This window comes from Paraburkholderia sp. BR10937 (assembly GCF_040965695.1).
Taxonomy (GTDB): Bacteria; Pseudomonadota; Gammaproteobacteria; order Burkholderiales; family Burkholderiaceae; genus Paraburkholderia.
In genome coordinates this window covers 1-17982 of sequence record NZ_JBFRCL010000049.1, presented here as the reverse complement: position 1 = coordinate 17982, position 17982 = coordinate 1, and the positions used below count along the sequence as shown (strand labels likewise).

The window sequence follows — 17982 nt, the reverse complement described above, 5'->3', positions numbered from 1 at the left end:
TACGGAGGCTCCGCGGGGGGCGCGGAACACTCGATGGAATCGAGGGGGCTACCAGCGCGCGCCGAACACTGCGCGCAGCTCCGCGAGCGCGGTGTCGTCGAGCGGCGCGGGACGCGGGTTCGTCATCAGCCACAGGCGCGCCGTCTCTTCCAGTTCTTCGAGCGCGTACGACGCCTGCGAAACGGAACGCTCCCATACGACGGGGCCGAGCCGCTCCAGCAGCACGCCGCGCACGCTATCCGCGAGCGCGGCGATCTGTTGCGCGACTTGCGGATCGCCGGGACGCCGGTAGCGGATCAGCGGAATGTGCCCGACCTTCATGACGTAGTACGGCGTGATGGGCGGCAGCACGTCGGCGTCGCTCCAGACGCCCGCGAGCGTCAGCGCGACGAGGTGTGTCGAATGCGTATGCACGATGCCGCGCGCTTCGCGGTTGCGCTCGTAGACGCCGCGATGCAGCGCCAACGTTTTCGACGGCTTGCCGCCCGAAACCGCATTGCCGTCGAGATCGACCTTCGCGATCTCGGCGGGATCGAGGCGGCCGAGACAGGCATCCGTCGGCGTGATGAGCCAGCCGTCGTCGAGCCGCGCGCTGATGTTGCCCGCGCTGCCGACGGTGTAGCCGCGCTCGTAGAGGCTCGCGCCCGTCACGCAGATTTCTTCGCGGACCTTCGTTTCGTTGCTGGTGTGAATGGCCGCCGTCATTGCGCGCCTCCGTCGAGCATACGCAGCGCCTTCGCGAAGAAGTCGACCGCGCCGAAGTTGCCGGACTTGAGCGCGAGCGCAAGCGGCTCGGCAGCGATGGTGGCGGTGGCGGGCACGCCCGGATCGATCTGCTTGCCAATGCGCAGCATGGCGACGCCCAGCGCCTGCACCACGGCGCCCGAGGTCTCGCCGCCCGCGACGACGAACTTGCGCACGCCGAGATCGCGCAGCCCTCGCGCGATCGACGCGAGCGTGCGTTCGACCAGTTCGCCGGCTTGCGCCACGCCCAGTTCGCGCTGAGTCGCCTTCACCTCGTCGGGCGAGGCCGTCGCGTAGATCAGCACGGGCTGCGGCTGCGATGCGTGCATGTGCTCGCGCGCGAAGGCCAACGCGTGCTCGACGACGGGCTCGCCGCGCGCCGCCGCAAGCGGATCGATGCGGAACGCGGGGCGTGTTTCGCGCCATGCGGCAACCTGGGCATTCGTCGCCTTCGACGCACTGCCCGCCAGCACGGCCGACGCGCCGTCGATACGCGGCAGCTCGCCTGCGTCGGCAGCGTCGGCGAGCAACCCGGCGCGGCGGAAATTCGCGGGCAAACCAAGCGCGACACCCGAGCCGCCCGTGATCAGCGGCAGGTCCGCGCACGCTTCGCCGAGCGTATCGAGATCGGCGTCCGAGACGGCATCGGCGACTGCCATGCGCACGCCGTCGGCGCGCAACGCGTCGATCGAGGCGCGCACGGCTTGCGCGCCTCGCGCCACGGCGTCGTAGCGTACGAGGCCGACTTTCGAGCGCGTCTGACGTTGCAGCACGCGCACGAGGTTCGCGTCCGTCATCGGCGTAAGCGGATGGTGCTCCATGCCCGACTCGTTCAGCAGCACGTCGCCGACGAACAGATGCCCGCGATAGATCGTGCGTCCATTCTCCGGAAACGCGGGACACGCGATCGTGAACGGCGCGTCGCCTCCATTGCGCGACAGCGCGTCGAGCAGCGCGTCGGTAACGGGTCCGATATTGCCTTGATCGGTCGAATCGAAGGTCGAGCAGTATTTGAAGAAGAACTGGCGGCAGCCTTGCGCGCGCAGCCATTCGAGTGCGGCAAGCGACTGCGCCACGGCGTCGGCGGCGTCGATCGTGCGCGACTTCAGCGCGACCACGAGCGCGTCGGCTTCGATGCGCGTGTCGGCGCCGGGCACGCCGATCGTCTGCACGGTGCGCATGCCGCCGCGCACCAGCATGTTCGCGAGGTCGGTTGCGCCCGTGAAATCGTCGGCGATGCAGCCGAGCAGCGGCTTGCCGGCAGAGGCGTTCCTGTTCGTCATGTCGTTGCGCCCTTCCCGCTCAACGCTTCGCGGGCACATCGATGCCCGGGAAAATCTTGATGACGGCCGAATCGTCTTCGCCACCGTGACCCGCTGTCGACGCCATCATGAACATCTGATGCGCAGCCGCCGACAACGGCAGCGGAAACTTCGAGCCTCGCGCGGTATCGAGCACGAGGCCGAGATCCTTGACGAAGATGTCAACGGCCGACAGCGGCGTGTAGTCGCCGTTGAGAATGTGCGGCACGCGGTTTTCGAACATCCACGAGTTGCCGGCGCTGTGCGTAATCACGTCGTAGAGCGCGTCGGGATCGACGCCTTCGCGCAGACCGAGCGCCATCGCCTCGGCAGCGGCGGCGATATGCACGCCCGCGAGCAACTGGTTGATGATCTTCACCTTCGAGCCCGCCCCGTGCTGCGCGCCCAGCCGGTAGACCTTGCCGGCCATCGCGGCGAGCACGTCCTCGCACGCGGCATACGCGGCGGCGGGCCCGGACGTCATCATCGTCATTTCGCCCGATGCCGCGCGCGCCGCGCCGCCCGAGACGGGCGCATCGAGCAGTTGCAGGCCGGCCGCTTCCACGCGGCGGCCGAGGTCGATCGCGAAGTCGGGCGCGACCGTCGCGCACGCGATCACGACGCCGCCCGGCTTCATCGACTTGACCGCGCCCTGCTCGCCGAACAGCACCGTTTCCGTTTGAGCGGCATTGACGACGAGCGTGACGACCACATCGCACTGCGCGCCAAGCTCGGCGGGACTCGCGCAAGCCGTGCCGCCAGCGGCGACGAACGGGTCGAGCACTTCGCGGCGCACGTCGCATGCATGGACCTTGAAACCGCCGCGCAGCAGCGAACGCGCGACACCCATGCCCATCGCACCGAGACCGATCACTCCGACATTTCTCGACATACCCTTTCCTTTACGAACAGTGCTGCAGACTGCGCGCCGCGGATTGCACGGGCGAATGCGTCTGCAAATTCAGCAGATACCGGCTTCGGCCAGACGGCGCGCCGCGTTGTACATGTGCGTTTGCGCGGCATTGCGCGCGGCCATCGGGTCGCCTGCGCGGATCGCCGCGGCGATCGCGGCGTGTTCGTCGCGCACCTGGCGCGAGAAGTCCTCGCGCAGCGCCTCGTTGCGGCGCGTGATGACCGTGCCCGCTTCGAGGTATTGATTGAGAAACGTCAGCGTTTTCAGAAAGTACGGATTGCCCGTCACGCTGGCGATCGCGCGGTGAAACGCGACGTCTTCGGCAACGCCGTCGCGGCCCTCGGCGACGGCTTCATCGATCTTTCTGAGCGCGGCGTCGATGGCCATCATGTCGGCGTCGGTGCGGCGCATGGCGGCTTCCGCCGCGACTTCGGCTTCGATCGCGCGGCGCACCGCGAGAATCTGCAGCACCGAGCCGCCTTCCATCGCTTCCGCGTAGTCGATGCGCAGCGGCCGGATTGCGCCATGCGCGGCCACGTACACGCCGCTGCCCTGGCGCGGCTCGACCACACCTTCGTTCTTCAGGCGCGAGATGGCCTCGCGGATCACGGTGCGGCTGACGCCGAACTCCTGGGCGAGCACGGCTTCCGTCGGCAGCTTGCCGCCGCGCGCGAACGTGCCCTTGTCGATCTGTGCGAGCAGCTGTTGCGCGACGGTGTCGCTCAGCGCCCGGTTGGCGATTTTCTCGAACATATCAGCAGATTTGCCATGTCATAGGGTCATCATACAAATTTTAGGACATGGGTATGCATTGGGGAGAACCCTGAAGGTTCAGCCGGGTGTCGCGCGGCGCCTTTCGGAAAGTGCGCCGCAATGCGGTCATCCAGGGAGGTCGTCTACTTCGAGATCGAGGAGCGCCATGCTCATCGATTTGCCGTGCGCATCCAGCGCCAGAGAGCGCGTGACGCCCCCACCGAGCGCGTTGCCGAGCACGAAATTGAACGCGCCCAGCAGCGGCAGTTCGTAGCGCACGACCTCGCCTTTGACCACGTCGGCGAGGTGAGCCTTGACACGTTCGGGCGTCAAGACGTGGCGCAGATGGGCGTAGTGCTTCGCGTCGTAGCAAATCACCGAGATATTCAGCGTATTGCCTTTGTCGCCAGTGCGGCCATGGGCCAGTTCACGCAGTTTCATCGCTTGCCTCGACAACCTGGAAAACCGGAACCACCTGCTCGCGTGGCACCAGCACGGACTGCACGGCGAGCACCTCGCGAGTCGATTTCGTTACGCCCCCGCCGCCCGCAGGGCCGTTGGTGTAGAGCGTTTCGACCTCGTTGCCGATGCGCGCCGCTTCCTTTGCGTTGGCCGCGCGCCCTGCTACGCGAACGCGCACTTCGTACGGCGCGTCGTGACGTGCCGCGAGGGCATCGCCATAGAGCGCGTTCACGCCGATCAGGTCGAAGCGCAGTTCGCTCGTGTCAACGCCCGTGGTCGCGAGGCGCTCCCGCACGATGTCGAGCGCGAGTCGCGCACGTTCGACGGCGCCCGGTCCGCCATAGGAAATCTGCCCCTCGCCGATGTAGCCGTCGACATAGGCGACCGACACCTTCAGCGTTCCGGTGCGTGTGCTGCCGCGTCCGCCCGTCACGCGCACGCGGTCTCTTGCCTCTTCCACGACACGTACTCCGCTGAAATCCGCGACGACATCGGGTTGCAAGTAGCGTTGCGGATCGTGAATCTCGTAGAGCAACTGCTCCTTGCATGTCGCCTCGGTCACACAACCGCCCGCATGCGGCACCTTCGTCACGACGACGCTGCCATCGGCGCTCACTTCGCCGATCGGAAAACCGAGCCGCGCGAGATCCGGTACGTCCTTGAAACCGGGATCGGCGAAGTAGCCGCCGGTCACCTGCCCGGCGCATTCGAGCAAATGCCCGACGACGGTTGCCTGCCCAAGCGTGTTCCAGTCGTCCATGCGCCAGCCGAACTCGTGGATGAGCGGCGCCGTGAACAGGGACGGATCCGCGACGCGCCCCGTCAGCACGATATCCGCGCCCGCCGCGAGCGCATCGACGATCGGTGCCGCACCGAGATATGCATTCGCCGAAACGATGCGGTCCGTGTAGCGGCTGACATCGTCGCCGGACTCTTCGAAGCGCAGTTGGGAACGCAGGACGACATCGAGCACATCGTCGCCGGTGACGGCGGCAATCTTCAGTCCGCCGAGTCCGAGCTCCTGCGCAGTCTGCGCCGTCCTGATCGCCGCTGCGCGCGGATTGGCCGCGCCCATGTTCGAAATGATCCGTACGCGGTTCCTCACGGCGACGGGCAGGACGGCGCGCATGCGTGCTTCGAGCAGCGGATCGTAGCCGAGTGCGGGATCGTGACGGCGCGTCTGTTGGGCGATCGCGACCGTGCGTTCCGCGAGGCATTCGAATACGAGGTAGTCCAGCGCACCGTGCTCCGCGAGTTCGACAGCAGGCTCGATGCGGTCGCCCGAGTAGCCTGCGCCCGCGCCTATCCGTATGCGCCTTGATGATCCGGTCCGGTACATGACTTCTGCCACTCCTCTTTACAGCGGAAACACGCCCAGCACGACGCACGCGATCGTCATGACGATCGACGCGCCGAACAGCAGCGGAAACGTGAACTTCTGATGGTCCGCGAGATCGATTCCACACAGGCCGACGACGAGAAATGTCGCGGGCGTGAGCGGGCTCACGGGAAAGCCGGTGGTCATCTGGCCGAGCAGCGCGGCCTGGCCGATGTGCACCGCCGGCACGCCGAGTTGCGACGCCACTTCGGCGATCACCGGCAGCACGCCGAAATAAAACGAGTCGGGGTCGAAGAGCATCGAGAGCGGCATCGACAGCACGCCTAGCACGACCGGAATTCGCCCGGCAAACGCAGGCGGCACGAAACCGACCGCCGCCTGCGCCATCGCCTTGAGCATGCCGCTGCCCTGCATGATGCCGGTGAACACGCCCGCTGCGAGCAGAATGCCCGCCATCATCAGCGCGGCGCGCGCATGCGCGTCGACGCGCTTGCGCTGCATGTCGACGTTCGGGTAATTCACCATCAGCGCGATGCACAGGCCCACCATGAACATGATCGCGGGCGGAATCTTCTCGCCCATTGCGACCATCGTGCCGAGCACGACGATCGTCAGCACGATGTTGAACCAGAAGTTCTTCGGGCGGCGCAGCGACTGCTCCTCGGGCGTGAGTTCGCGTTTGGGCAGCGCAATCGTGTCGCTGGCGGAAGCATAGCCGAGGCGCTTTTCCTCGCGCCGGCCGAGCCACCAGGCCATGCTGAACACGAACACGAGGCCGATCGCCTGGACCGGAATCAGCGGATTGAACAGCGCCGAAACCGGCAAATGCAGCGACGCCGACGCGCGGATCATTGGCCCCGTCCACGGCAAGAAGTTGATGCCCGCCGCCATCGAAACGGCCGCCGCGAGCACGCGCTTGTCCATGTTCAGGCGCTCGTACAGCGGCAACATGGCGGGGATGGTGACGAGAAAGCACACGGCGCCCGAGCCGTCGAGGTGAATGAGCAGCGCGAGCAGCGTCGTGCCCACCACGATACGCGTCGGCTTTGTGCCGACCGTGCGCAGGATGCGGTCGATGATCGGATCGAGCGTGCCTGCGTCCGTGATCGTGCCGAAATAGAGAATCGCGAACACGAACATGCCGACGACGGGCGCAAGGCTCTTCAATCCGTCGATGACGAACTTGCTCGTCTGCAAGCCGAATCCACCGATCAGCGACGCGACGAGCGGCACGATGATGAGCGCAACGAGCGGCGACATGCGTTTTGAAAGAATCGCGGCCAGCAGCACCACGATCGTCACGAGCCCCAGCAACGGCAGCATGTTCTGTCTCCAGTCTTGTCTTTTAGTGCGGACCAGCGTAAGTTCGGCGCTGCAATAACACAATTGAAATGAATTGATCGCAGCAATCACAGCTCGTTATGGATCTCAATCTCCGCGACATTCGTGCGTTCGTGACCGTGGCGCACGCGGGCAACTTCACGCGCGCGGCGGCGCGGCTGCATTTGTCGCAACCCGCGCTGACCGTGCAGATTCGACGCCTCGAGGAAACGGTGGGTGCGCGTTTGTTCGATCGCAACAGCCGCAGTGTCGCGCTGACCCAGACGGGCCGCGAATTGCTGCCTATCCTGGCGCGATCGCTAAGCGAGATGGAGCAGGCCCTCAGAGATGCGCGCGCGCTTGGCGACGGTTCGAGCGGCACGGTGCGGCTCGCGTGTCTGCCGACCTTCGCGGCCAGCGCGCTGCCCGAACTGATCCGGACGTTTCGCCAGCGCGTGCCACAGGCGCGGTTTCAGGTTCGCGATGTCGTCGCGAGCGCCGTCAACGCGCTTGTGCGCAATGAAGAGGTCGATATTGGCCTGACGGGCGGGCACAGCGTCGATGCGACGCTCGATGTCCTGCAGACGGGCGAGGATCGCCTCGTGATCGTGTGTCCGAAGACCCACCCGCTTGCCCGCAAGCGCACGGTGACGGTCGACGACTTCGCATCGATGCCGCTCGTGCTGACCGCGCCGGGTACCAGTGTGCGCGCGGTCGTGGACGCGGCGCTGTCGAACGCGCGTTGCACGCCCGATATCGCGTGCGAGCCGATGTACATGATGACCGCCGTTGCGATGGTGCGCGGCGGCCTGGGTATCTCCGTTCTTCCGGAGTCCGCGCGCGAAGTGCATGCCGAGCGAGGTCTCGTCATGCGGCCGATCGACGATCCGGCGTTCGTGCGCCCGATTGCGCTCGTCAAGAAACGCGGTCGGACGCTGCCTCGTGTGACTGAGGACTTTGTCGATACGGTTGATCTTGGGGGGCAAGGTGGGGAGTAACGCGGGCTAGACGTAGCGGTCCGCCCTCTGCACTGTGGTTCCGAAAATGGTCAGCAGTCTTTCGCGCTTGTCTGGTATGGGCGTGCCGTCCCACCGCAGTTCGACGCTGGACGTGAGCTTCAGCAATGCGGCGAACTGCTGATCGTCAAGCGCGTCGATCAGCGCGTTGATCTCCATGATGACCATGACCTCGCTCACCTGCGGGGCTGACCACTCGAAGGTCTTCGAGCGTGCCGCCGACCGCGGGACGATCACGATCGTCGCTGGCACGTTGGGTCCGACGCTCGAGAGAGAACCGGCGTCCATGTTCAAGCTCGGCCCGAGCATCTCGTCCAGGTCAGCGTAGGCCGTCCCACTTTGTTGCGCGAAGTTCGCGAGCACCGGCGCGACGAATTCGCGTGGGAGCAGATTGAATCCCAGCATGCGTAACGCGTGCGGGAACAGTTCGGGTGGCAGCCTGTCGTCGCCTGCTGTGAGCAGCCCGGGCTGAGCGAGCGCGCGATAAGCGACGTTCGTCCAGTCCTCAAGAGGCGGGGCCAGCGCGTTCAGCGTGAAGAATTTGCCCGGTCCGCGGGCGTTCGCTGCGCAGACGATCAGTTCCAGGCGCGCCGGACGGTTTGCCTCTGTGAACAACGCGCCGGAGCTGTCACGCCCGAAGTTTTTCCACGCCGCGTCGGCCAGCGAAGACCACGCGGACGCGAGCGTTTTCGCATCGGATCGTCGGCCCACGTACCAGGCGTCGACGATCGTGGACATCCGTTCGACCGCGCTATCTGCATCCGTGGCCGCGGCCGCAGGCGCGTGTGGCACCAGATGCAGGCGTTCCTCCAGCTCCTGATTGAAACTGCGCATGACGTCTCGCACACGCTCCTCGCCAATCTGCGCGAGCTTCAAGCCCGACGATATCGCTCGAAGCCCGCGCATGATAGCGTCGCTTCGCAAAGGTGCGCCGTCCAGCGCGCCCAGGCGGGCGGCCGTGCACAAGGCAAGTTCGATCAGGTCGAGATTGGCCCGAATCATGCGCTCGAAGCGCTTGAGCATATCGAGGTCGCTTTCGAGCGCCGTCACGCTGCCAGACCACAGCTTCGCGCCGGCCAGGCGCGTCGCAGCCTCCTGGACATCTCGCGCTGGCGGGTTAGGCGACAGCACGCCCAGTTCGTCGGCGAGCTTGTAAAAGACCTCCCAGTCTGATTGACTCGACTGGACCCCAACGGCGTCAAACATGATGAGGCACAAAGTCCGGGCGAGCCGATCGAGGAACGCGGCAGGCTCTGCGGCCTCGGCGCGCAATTCCTCGATCCGCTTCAGCGTTTGCTGCTCCAACGTCACCTCTTCCACCGGCACTTCTTCCTCCTGAATCCTCACTGGCGGCAGCCGTTCGCCAGAAGGATAGTAGCGAAAGCTGTAGCGGTTCTTGCCGTTATCGTCGAGCTTGTCGAGCCTGATGAGCACTGAATCGTCGCCAGTCAGAAGGCAGCTAATGACCCACTGTCGCGGAGAAGGCGGCCCCTGCGTCGGGTCCGGCAAGTCGCTCGGCTGGCTGAACCCGGGCGCGAACAGGCACAGTTGCTTCGCCAAGGCGCGGACCTGGGTGTCCAGCATGTTGAGATCGTCCTTTTTGAATATCTCCGCCATGCTCAGGCGACCGTTCACGCCGCAGACCTCCGTGAGGTTCATGCGCTTTTCGAGGTCGGCGTGGAACGCCGGAAGCCCCTTGTCGGTGAGATCCAGCTCGGACTCGGGCGCTTCCTGCCACCTCCGTGAGATGTGGTAGAGCGCATCGAGCAGGGTCAGGCGCATTCTGGGCCGCTGCCTCAGCCAGCGCTGCACTTCGCTGCTGTTCAGGCGGTGCTCGATGGCCACCTGCAAGGTCAAGTCGATCGCATACACGGGCGACGAGCGCAATTCCCGCGACGTGGCCGTGACCTCATTGTGGTCATTGCGGATCGCCGCGATTTCGCGATTCAACGCGAGCGCGTGCATTTGGGAACGGTGCCGCAGCACCCATTTCAGCAAATCGAGGTCGATCTTCGACGCTTCGTCCGGCTCGGCGATGAACATCTCGTTCATGTATTTGTCGAGGTCGGCGGGCTCATGAGTGACGAAGAGCGAATGCGAAAAATTCGTGTACGTCTTCGCGTAAGCCGTACTTCGCTCCTTCATGGTCATCAGCTCCAGATAGCCACGATCGGTGAGAAAGCACGAAAACACATTCTCGGCCATCAGCTTCTTTAGATGACTGACGATTTTTTCGAGGTCTTCCGCTTGAAGGTCGATCTTGTCGAGTTCGTCGATCACGAGCACCGGCGCGAGTCCCGCCTTCACGAGACGCCTGAGCAACGTGGGCAACACGCGGTCCAGCGTTCGCACCGAGAGGTCGGGTATGAACGTGCGATCGACGGTGCGCTCATGCAGTTTCGTACTCGAGAACGAACTCGAGAACGCGAACGACGCGCCGAACATCGTCAGCAGGCCGAATAGCGCCGACGACCACAACGCATGCTGGCCCGCCGACGCGCCTGCCGCGACCACCACACCCGAGAAGACGCTCGCGAGCGGCTTGATGAAGTCCGCGCTTTGCCATCCAACGCGGTGTTCCGATCGCGCTTCCTTCTTTTTCGACAGCTTGTCCTCGTCGCGCCCGCTGATTACGCCCGAGATGCGCTGGTGCGCCGTGCAAATGCCATTCAGCGCAACGAGTTCGTTTGCACCCTGCCCGACTGCCGTTTGCGAACTGCCGGGTCCATACAGGACGCCGGACTGCAATGCGCCAACGCCTGCATAGAATTCGCGCAGGCGAGAGGCGCGTGGATCTTCCATCAGCTCGATTTCGAATTGCGCCGCCAGTTCCGCCCACTGTGCTTCGGGCTGTAAAAGGCAGCTGTCTGAATCGTCCTGTGCGGATGCCTGCGAACGTGCCTGGGTGTCGTTGACCCACGCGCGGAACGCATCCATGTAGGCCACCACCACGGCACGGTGCAGGCAAAGGATCACCTGCTCCAGCGCGCGCTGCGCCTGGCCCTCGACGTCGGACACCGGTGCGGCGTCGTTACCGGCGTGGTCTTCGTCCGCCGCCGTGCGCTCAACCGAAGCCGTCGCCTGTTGCGCGGCGGCGGTCAAGACGACACGCACAGAAGCAGACGAAGCAGTGCCTGCATCCTCCACTGGCTTTGTTGCATCGGGCTGCACGTCTGCCGGGCTTTCCGGCTGCGGCGGGTCGCCCAGATTGGAGAACAGGCTTGGACCGTGCAGGATGACTTGCAGCGGCCGCAATGGCAAATCGCCATTGCGCGCATTTTGCTCGATTCGCCGCAGCACGTCGGCGACCATCGTCGTCTTGCCCGCGCCGCGGTGGCCCGCGATCAGAAACGAACGTCCCTGAATGCGCCCCTTGCAATACTGCGTCAGTTCATGTTCGAGCACCTGGCTCGCCTCGGAGCGCGCGACGATCGCCGTGCCGCTGTCGAGCGGCGATTGCGGGTCGACAGTCATCCTGATCCGGATCGTCATGATCGAGATTCACTCGTGAGCGGCGCTGGCGTGCGGCGCGCTGGCGGCCGGCTTGACTTCGGGAGCCGTTTCGGTCCCGCCCCGGCCGAACGCCACGAGGAGCACCGCGAGCGCCAGTACCACGGCAACGACCGCGAGCAGGATCGCGATGATCAACTGCATCAACTCCCTCGACAGATACCAACCGGTCGCTTCTCCGCCGAAGCCGCCCCAATGGCGCGTAAAGGCGAAGTGTCCCGGCCGCGGGGCGGATGGCGCGTCCAGCGACTTCGTCGAATCCGGCGCTTTGGCCGCCTCCGGTGATTTCGACGTGCCAGGCGATTTGGCAGCCAGCGCGCCGACGCCGAAGAGCCCATTGAATATGCCAAGTGAGCGATAGGCGAACAGCCCGGCGCCGTAGCCGCCCACGCAGACAGCCACGAGTTGCGCGAGCCCGCCGAGAATCGCACGCACCAGGTTGCTCCAGTCCGCCGATGACCAGCGCTTTGCGTTGCGTTCGGCCACTGATGGCGCTGAGGATGACGAGTTACCTGCACCGGATGCCGCCTCGGCGCCGCTCGCCTTCGTGCCCCCTTGTGAGCGCGCCGATATGGCGTCATCGGCTGCGGGGGCCGCGCCTGCATGATGTGCGTCACCACCGCTTGTGTCGTGAGGCGCGGCGGGGTCGCCGGCTTCGCCACCGTGTGATGGGGGCACACCGTTTCCGGCGTTACCAGGGTCGTCACGAACGTCGGCCCGATGTGCAGTTTCCGGCATCGAGGGCATGCAGGTGACGGTCACGTTCGTACCGGTCGTGCCGTTCGCACCGTGAGCCGGCCCTCTGGCGAGGGCCCCCTGGCGCGGCGAATTGCATGTCAGGTCTGCAGATGTTGCGGCAGCGAACGCCGTCATGCTGACCGCGACGGCGACGCAGCCCATTACTCCGATCATTGCCACGCGCCTTGCAGTTCTCAGGCCCGCTTCGTTCAGCCAGGCGGGCGCTGGACGTGTGCGCACTTTGCCGTATCGCACGTCGCGTCACTCCCATTCGCTTTATGGCATCGGATCGTCGCCGTTGGGAACCGCATCGGCTGGATTGAGCAGTCTCTGACGAACGAGTTCGGCGCTCACGATGGCGAGAATTTTCTTCGTGATCTGCGGTGCAATGACGAGCAGATCGACTACGGCGACCAGCGCTTCACCCATTTTCCCGATGTGCAGATAATCGCCGAGGTGGGAAAGCATGGCTTCCACGCGCTTCTTCAGGAGCCCCTCGATGCTTTTAGGCTTGAACTCGTCTACGGGCCATTCGGGCTGGTCCTGAACTTCGGCGGCGCTGCCGTACAAGGGGATGATCGGACATTCCAGCGTGGGATCCGGCGGCCTGGGCCCGGACCAGTTCGCTGGCAGCGTGGGTATTTCCCCTTTTATGAAGACCGGGTTTTCCGGGGCGAGCGTGAATGTGCCGGCGAGGAATGCCTGACAGTTGCGACGGCCGAGCATGAAATCGTGCTCTCTGAATTTTCTGTGGAAAAAGCCCATGAATGCCCCGAGGCCGCCGGCACATAGCGCCGCGCCGCCCACGAGTACCGATGCGGCGGCGCCCTCCGCTTTGCGCGGCCACCGCTTTGGCGCGACGAGGAACCGGTTGTACACGTCGCTGCGCAGAAAGCCGGTCATATCCGCCGTCGCAAAGCGGTTGGAGCGGATGAACATCTGCAGCGTGGGTGACAGGAGCGACACCAGGGCAGTCGCCTCGGGTTTCAAAAGCTCAGGAAGCGGGTCGCACAGCGGGTCCACGAGCACCACGGCCCGGTCCGCCTTCTCCGCGCCGGCCACGCTATGGTGATTGCCTGCCCGCTCCAGTCCTTCCAGAACCTGCGTGGCCAGCATGATGGGCTCGTTGTCCGTGCATCCACCATCGAGCGACAGGAATTGATAGGTGTTCAGGTTCAAACCGCTTGGCGCAACCTTTGGCCACAGCGGCGCGATCCAATGGTATTTCGCGTCCACCGGATCCCAGACGAAACGGTACGCATAGTCGTTTGCGTGGCGTGCCACCACGCGTGCCGGAAAGCCGATCGGAAATGCCGAAGTCCCCAGGACGTTTTGTGCGAGCGTCGGCCAGTCTGCAGCCGTGCACCCCTTCAATTGCTCGGGCAAGTACGCCGTGCCCAGCGTGTACGTTTGCGGAGCGCCCACATATCTGGAGTCAGGGAGATACCGGGTTTTCGGGTCGATAGCAGCGCCGTTTTCGCCCACGCAATAGCCGAAATACAGTCGGACGTAATCGGCGTGGTTCGTGAAATATTCCGCGGAAGCACCCGCCGTGTCGCTGCGGAACATCTGCGAATACGGGACGCCGCTCAGGTTGGTGTGCGTGACGACAACTGCCAACGGGTTATAGACCCAACTCCTCGCGAACACGTCCTCGACGCCCGCCGCTCGCAGCGCCTGGGCGGGATAGCCCGCGTCCGGCTTATCCCCTGCGGCGGCCGGCGTGGGACCAAGAGTGTCCTGCGCGATCTGCGAAAGCACGCCGCCGTTGAGGAGCGAAATGATAGCGATGCCCTTATGCCCGGACGAACCAAGATCAGACGTGTCCAGCAATTTCTGGATGTCGATGTCGTTGACCCACACCTGGTAGAAAGGGTTGGGAGAAGGACTCGGCTCCTGCACGCCCTCCCTCACGTGCGGAAAGCGGAAACTGAGCGCGCGCGCCGCCAGAATGGCATTGATGCCTCCGCCGGATGCGCCCGTAATGATGCGGATGCGGACGCGGTGACCCGGTACGGCCCCGCGTGCGTCCTTGACCGCCTGCATTCGCGCATTGTCCCACTCGTCCAGTGCTTCGAACAGAAAATCGAGCACGCCCGCCGTGAATGTACCCGCAGAGACCGTACCACCCAGAACGAGTCCGATCTCGAACACATTCGCCTCGCCGCACTTCGGCGGCACGAAATATTCGGCCGGTTCGCCCTCCGGACAGGGCCATTCGGGGTCTGCAGCGCTCACGTCGGCTTGGGGGATAGCGGCCTCTGCCATGACGGTCTCCTGGATATATGCGCCGCCATCACGGCTTGCTGCGGCTATCGCGCCGCCGTTGGACTAACGGACACCCCGTTGGACTGCCGCACACCAGTACCGGTGTCACCGTCGTGCAGGCGGGGCGCGCGCTCTTCTATGTTGCGCGACCGGATTGCGTTTCATCGACGTGCGCTGGAAGCGCGCCGTACCGTTTATCTGCCTCCGTTCCCTCATACTTTTATAGCAATTTTTGGCTGAAAATCCGCGACGGAGTGTGCGGTACCGAACATGGATGCGGCGCTACGACACGGCGCTCGTTTCGGGTAAAGAACCGCAATGAACGACCAAGGTATGCCTCACACTTCGTCATGCTAAACATGATATCAATCATCAATTTTTTTGGAGTCGAAACATTTATGTGAAGGCGCCCGACCCGACCTCACGCTAATGTCTCTGCATTCCTCCTGTACAAGATGCCCGGTCCATTGGCCGCCCACGATGACCATGCAACAACAGAAATCGGCAATGGGCTCAGCGACCACCGCCGTGCCCCGTTCGTACCGTTAAACGATTCGAAACCGCTCTGACGCCGCGAACTGACCTTGCCGCGATACTGGCCCGCTCGATCTGCGAGCGCTGTGGTACCCACCCAGTCAGCGTAACGATGCCGCCGCGCACCTGTACGTGAATATTCATGGAATTCACCCCAGGATTGCGCACGAGCGCTCGACGGACGTCGCCGGCCAGCATGGTATCGGACCTCCGTCGCGGCGCGGTTGGCGCAGCCGCCGCCGTTTGCGCGGACGTCTCGACAGGCGGACTTACAGTTGTTTGCGCGCTGGCGCAGGTCGCGCCGCCTGCGATGGCAAATGCCAGCGCGGCACCGACGACTTGTCCTCCAAGGCGACTTCCCATGCTCCCTCCGGGGCGGTTTTAGAACGGCACCTCGCGACGACTCGCGTGAGTCCAACCGCGCGAGCAGCGATAGTACGAACACCCGACATGCTCATGTACGGATGTCACCACTGCTCAATATAGCTTCTCGTCGCACACACGAGAGACCGATCGCCCGTGGAGATGCCACAGGCTTTAATGGCGGTATTTGAAGGTCCTTCGAAAGGATAAGGTCCATTTAGCGGAACATTTCCGAACATCATTTCGCGGCAGTTGGCGCGCCGCCGTAATGATTACATGCGACGTAATTGCTCGAAATGGTCACGAATCGATAATTTCCGCTATCCGGTCGAGCGCGGTTGTACATCGATCGCAACGGACCGTTTGTTCTCATACATACGGAATGACCATGAGCGCATTGGACCTCAACCAGCGAGTGTCGAAGGAGCTGGGCGGATTGCTGCGTTATTGGCGAGAAGTGCGAGGCGTCAACCAGCTCGATCTTTCGCTCGACGCGGGCCTCTCGCAGCGGCAGATCAGCTTCATCGAGAGCGGCCGAAGCGTTCGATCCCCGCGGTTTGCGGCCCCATATGGCCAACCGGGAGGCGGTGGTGCACAGCCTTATCCAGCGCGTGCAGCGCGAATCGGTGGGCCACGTCGTCGATCCTCAGACGAAGCAGTTCCTCGACGCGCTGCAGTCCTACCCCGGCGTGCGCCCCGAATGGCGATCGCAAGGGATGGCCGGTTCTGCGTCCACGCTGCCGATCGTGCCGATGGGCTTCATCAACGACCGCGCCGTACTCAACTACTTCTCGATGATCACAACGGTCGGAACACCGCTGACGGTCGCCGCACAGGAACTGCGGATCAAATGCATGTTTCCCGCCGACGACGCAACCGAAGCGCAGCACATCACCCTGCTCGATGCAGCCCGCGAATGATTTGGCTCGCTGATTACCCGCCATGTAATTGGCGAGTCTCGTTTCTCTCACTAATCTGAGCTTGTCGCCTGATCGATATCAGCGATACCTGCAACTCTCAAGGAAATACCGTGGCTCACTTCCCCATCTATACCCTCGAATCCGCCCCTGAACAATCGAAGCCCGCGCTGAACGGGCTCGCCCAGGCCTTCGGCATGGTGCCCAATATCGCTGGCGCGATTGCCGGCTCGCCGAAGCTGATCAATGGTCTCGTCGGCCTGTTTCAGCAGGCGCATGGCGGCAACTTTTCCGAAGCGCATGTCCAGACGCTGCTGCTCACCAATGCGGTGACCAATGGCGCCACCTGGCCGGTCGCATTCCACTCGTGTCTCGGTCTCAAGGAAGGCCTGAGCGAGGCCGACGTGCAGGCGATCCGCGAACGCCGCCTCCCGGAGGACCCGAAGCTCGCGGCGCTCTCGCGCCTGGCACGCACGCTGATCGAAAAGCGTGGCCATGTCGACGATGACGACATCGCTGCGTTCACCGAGGCTGGCTTCGATCAGGCACTGGTGCTCGACGTCATCCTGGTGGTCGCCGCCTCGACGATCACGAACTACACCGCAAGCGTCACCCAGCCGCCCCTCGAAGAAATGTTCCAGGCCTACGCGTGGAAGGCGTGAAGTGAGTTTGAGCGGCGGGAGCACCACCCCAACCCGCCGCCGCAGAATGCTTCGTTTAAGCCCTTTCCCCTTCGGGAAAGGGGCTTTAGAACCGCTAACGCAAGTCGTCCACGAAACGTGAACAGATAACTGCAGCAGCGAGGGACGCCTAAGGTAACCGGCGGCGAATCCGTCCGGGTTGAACGGAATGTCAGGCCGCCCATCGACAGCGCAACTACCAGAGAAGCGGCGCCAGCCGGTAACGTACCCGGCCCCGATAGTCGCAGTAGCCCGCGAGGTTGGCCGCCAGGTAGACCTCCTCGCGCGTCAGCCGCCACACGATGACCGGGACGATCGAGGCAGCCGGGATAAGCGCCCACCACGAGCCCAGCGCGAGGGGTATTCCGGCGATCATGATCAGCGCGCCGGCGTACATGGGGTGGCGCACGATGGCATAGGGACCGGTGTCGATGACGTGCTGGCCCTCGGCGATCTCGATCGTGCTGGCGGTGAAAGTGTTCTCGCGGAAGGTAAGGAAAACAATCAGGAAGCCGATGACGATCATGGAGTCGCCAGCGAGCGAAACGGCGGCGGGCACCTGGGACCAGCCGAAGCGTCTGTCGAACCCCGACGCGGCGAAGATGGCCAGAAAGACAAATCCCGCCAGCCCCTGGACGACGTTCTGCATCGGATCGGGCTCCGAGCCAGGTACTGCCTTCACTCGCCGCTCCAGCAGCGCCCTGTCGCGGAACCAGAGCCAGACGGTGATGGCCCCGGCGCATCCAAAGAACACCGCCAGCATCGCCCACGCGCGCCCATCGTACAGCGTCCCCGCCGAACCGAAGAGCACGCCGGCGATGACCACGAACAGGATGATGAAGCCCCTAAAAGCGCGCATTAAAAGCATAAGCAAAGCCCATAGTGGCCGAATCCAGCACAAGAGTATAAACGCGGCGCAAATGAAGAACCGGCTGTCTTGAAGGATTTCCGTTTGCTGGCGCATGAGTATGTTGATTTAATCCTCCGGCTCCTCTAACAGGCTGCTGAAGTACCGGCGGCCACGTCATCGCGGAAGACCAATGAAGCGTTGATAGAAGGCCCCCACTTGCCCCCGAAGATCATGCGCGGCGCCGACACATTCACCGAGAGTTTATTTTCCATGC

General features: G+C 64.0%; 14 protein-coding genes and 1 pseudogene. 3 read left to right on the top strand and 12 right to left on the bottom strand.

Going from position 1 to position 17982, the window contains the following annotated elements; translation table 11 throughout:
- Positions 1 to 48: 48 nt before the first annotated feature.
- The 7 genes from AB4Y44_RS31290 to AB4Y44_RS31260 form a co-directional block, all read right to left on the bottom strand.
- On the bottom strand, positions 49 to 705 hold the full coding sequence (locus AB4Y44_RS31290; protein WP_368701732.1) for an aldolase: 657 nt from the start codon (positions 703 to 705) through the stop codon (positions 49 to 51).
- Positions 702 to 2027 carry a 3-oxo-tetronate kinase gene (otnK, locus tag AB4Y44_RS31285; RefSeq protein ID WP_368701731.1) on the bottom strand — a complete coding sequence of 442 codons (1326 nt, stop codon included), beginning with the start codon at positions 2025 to 2027 and terminating at the stop codon, positions 702 to 704. Before otnK ends, AB4Y44_RS31290 begins: the two co-directional genes overlap by 4 nt.
- 19 nt (positions 2028 to 2046) lie before the next feature.
- Positions 2047 to 2937 (bottom strand): L-threonate dehydrogenase, encoded by an 891-nt coding sequence (ltnD, locus tag AB4Y44_RS31280; RefSeq protein WP_368701730.1) that lies wholly within the window; start codon positions 2935 to 2937, stop codon positions 2047 to 2049.
- Positions 2938 to 3006: 69 nt separating this feature from the next.
- Positions 3007 to 3711 carry a FadR/GntR family transcriptional regulator gene (locus AB4Y44_RS31275; protein WP_368701729.1) on the bottom strand — a complete coding sequence of 235 codons (705 nt, stop codon included), beginning with the start codon at positions 3709 to 3711 and terminating at the stop codon, positions 3007 to 3009.
- 126 nt (positions 3712 to 3837) lie between these two features.
- Positions 3838 to 4152, bottom strand: coding sequence for a hypothetical protein (locus AB4Y44_RS31270; protein WP_342920147.1), 315 nt, complete (start codon positions 4150 to 4152; stop codon positions 3838 to 3840).
- The gene (locus AB4Y44_RS31265) at positions 4139 to 5512 is read right to left on the bottom strand and encodes an acyclic terpene utilization AtuA family protein (RefSeq protein WP_342920146.1); all 1374 of its coding nucleotides are present in this window, start codon (positions 5510 to 5512) and stop codon (positions 4139 to 4141) included. The genes AB4Y44_RS31270 and AB4Y44_RS31265 overlap by 14 nt, the downstream gene beginning before the upstream one ends.
- Positions 5513 to 5530: 18 nt before the next feature.
- On the bottom strand, positions 5531 to 6835 hold the full coding sequence (locus AB4Y44_RS31260) for a CitMHS family transporter (RefSeq protein WP_368701728.1): 1305 nt from the start codon (positions 6833 to 6835) through the stop codon (positions 5531 to 5533).
- A 98-nt stretch (positions 6836 to 6933) separates the two neighbouring features.
- On the opposite strand from AB4Y44_RS31260, the gene AB4Y44_RS31255 reads away from it, so the two are divergent.
- Positions 6934 to 7830, top strand: a complete 897-nt coding sequence (locus tag AB4Y44_RS31255; RefSeq protein WP_368701727.1) for a LysR family transcriptional regulator — start codon at positions 6934 to 6936, stop codon at positions 7828 to 7830.
- 6 nt (positions 7831 to 7836) lie between these two features.
- Here the strand turns inward: AB4Y44_RS31255 and AB4Y44_RS31250 are convergent, their stop codons facing one another.
- The 4 genes from AB4Y44_RS31250 to AB4Y44_RS31235 all read right to left on the bottom strand — a co-directional run bounded on the left by AB4Y44_RS31250 (position 7837) and on the right by AB4Y44_RS31235 (position 15096).
- Positions 7837 to 11340 (bottom strand): hypothetical protein, encoded by a 3504-nt coding sequence (locus AB4Y44_RS31250; protein WP_368701726.1) that lies wholly within the window; start codon positions 11338 to 11340, stop codon positions 7837 to 7839.
- 9 nt (positions 11341 to 11349) lie between these two features.
- A complete protein-coding gene (locus AB4Y44_RS31245; RefSeq protein ID WP_342920142.1) occupies positions 11350 to 11844 on the bottom strand; it encodes a hypothetical protein in 495 nt (164 codons plus the stop codon).
- Between the two features lie 528 nt (positions 11845 to 12372).
- A complete protein-coding gene (locus AB4Y44_RS31240) occupies positions 12373 to 14364 on the bottom strand; it encodes a patatin-like phospholipase family protein (RefSeq protein ID WP_342920141.1) in 1992 nt (663 codons plus the stop codon).
- Positions 14365 to 14877: 513 nt separating this feature from the next.
- Positions 14878 to 15096, bottom strand: a complete 219-nt coding sequence (locus AB4Y44_RS31235) for a BON domain-containing protein (protein ID WP_256095105.1) — start codon at positions 15094 to 15096, stop codon at positions 14878 to 14880.
- Between the two features lie 547 nt (positions 15097 to 15643).
- On the opposite strand from AB4Y44_RS31235, the pseudogene AB4Y44_RS31230 reads away from it, so the two are divergent.
- Together AB4Y44_RS31230 and AB4Y44_RS31225 are read left to right on the top strand one after the other, a co-directional pair.
- Positions 15644 to 16181, top strand: a pseudogene (locus AB4Y44_RS31230) (hypothetical protein).
- A 110-nt stretch (positions 16182 to 16291) separates the two neighbouring features.
- A complete protein-coding gene (locus AB4Y44_RS31225; RefSeq protein ID WP_368701725.1) occupies positions 16292 to 16840 on the top strand; it encodes a carboxymuconolactone decarboxylase family protein in 549 nt (182 codons plus the stop codon).
- Positions 16841 to 17054: 214 nt separating this feature from the next.
- Here AB4Y44_RS31225 and AB4Y44_RS31220 read toward each other — a convergent pair whose 3' ends face one another.
- Positions 17055 to 17822 carry an isoprenylcysteine carboxylmethyltransferase family protein gene (locus AB4Y44_RS31220; protein ID WP_368701724.1) on the bottom strand — a complete coding sequence of 256 codons (768 nt, stop codon included), beginning with the start codon at positions 17820 to 17822 and terminating at the stop codon, positions 17055 to 17057.
- Between the last annotated feature and the right edge of the window lie 160 nt (positions 17823 to 17982).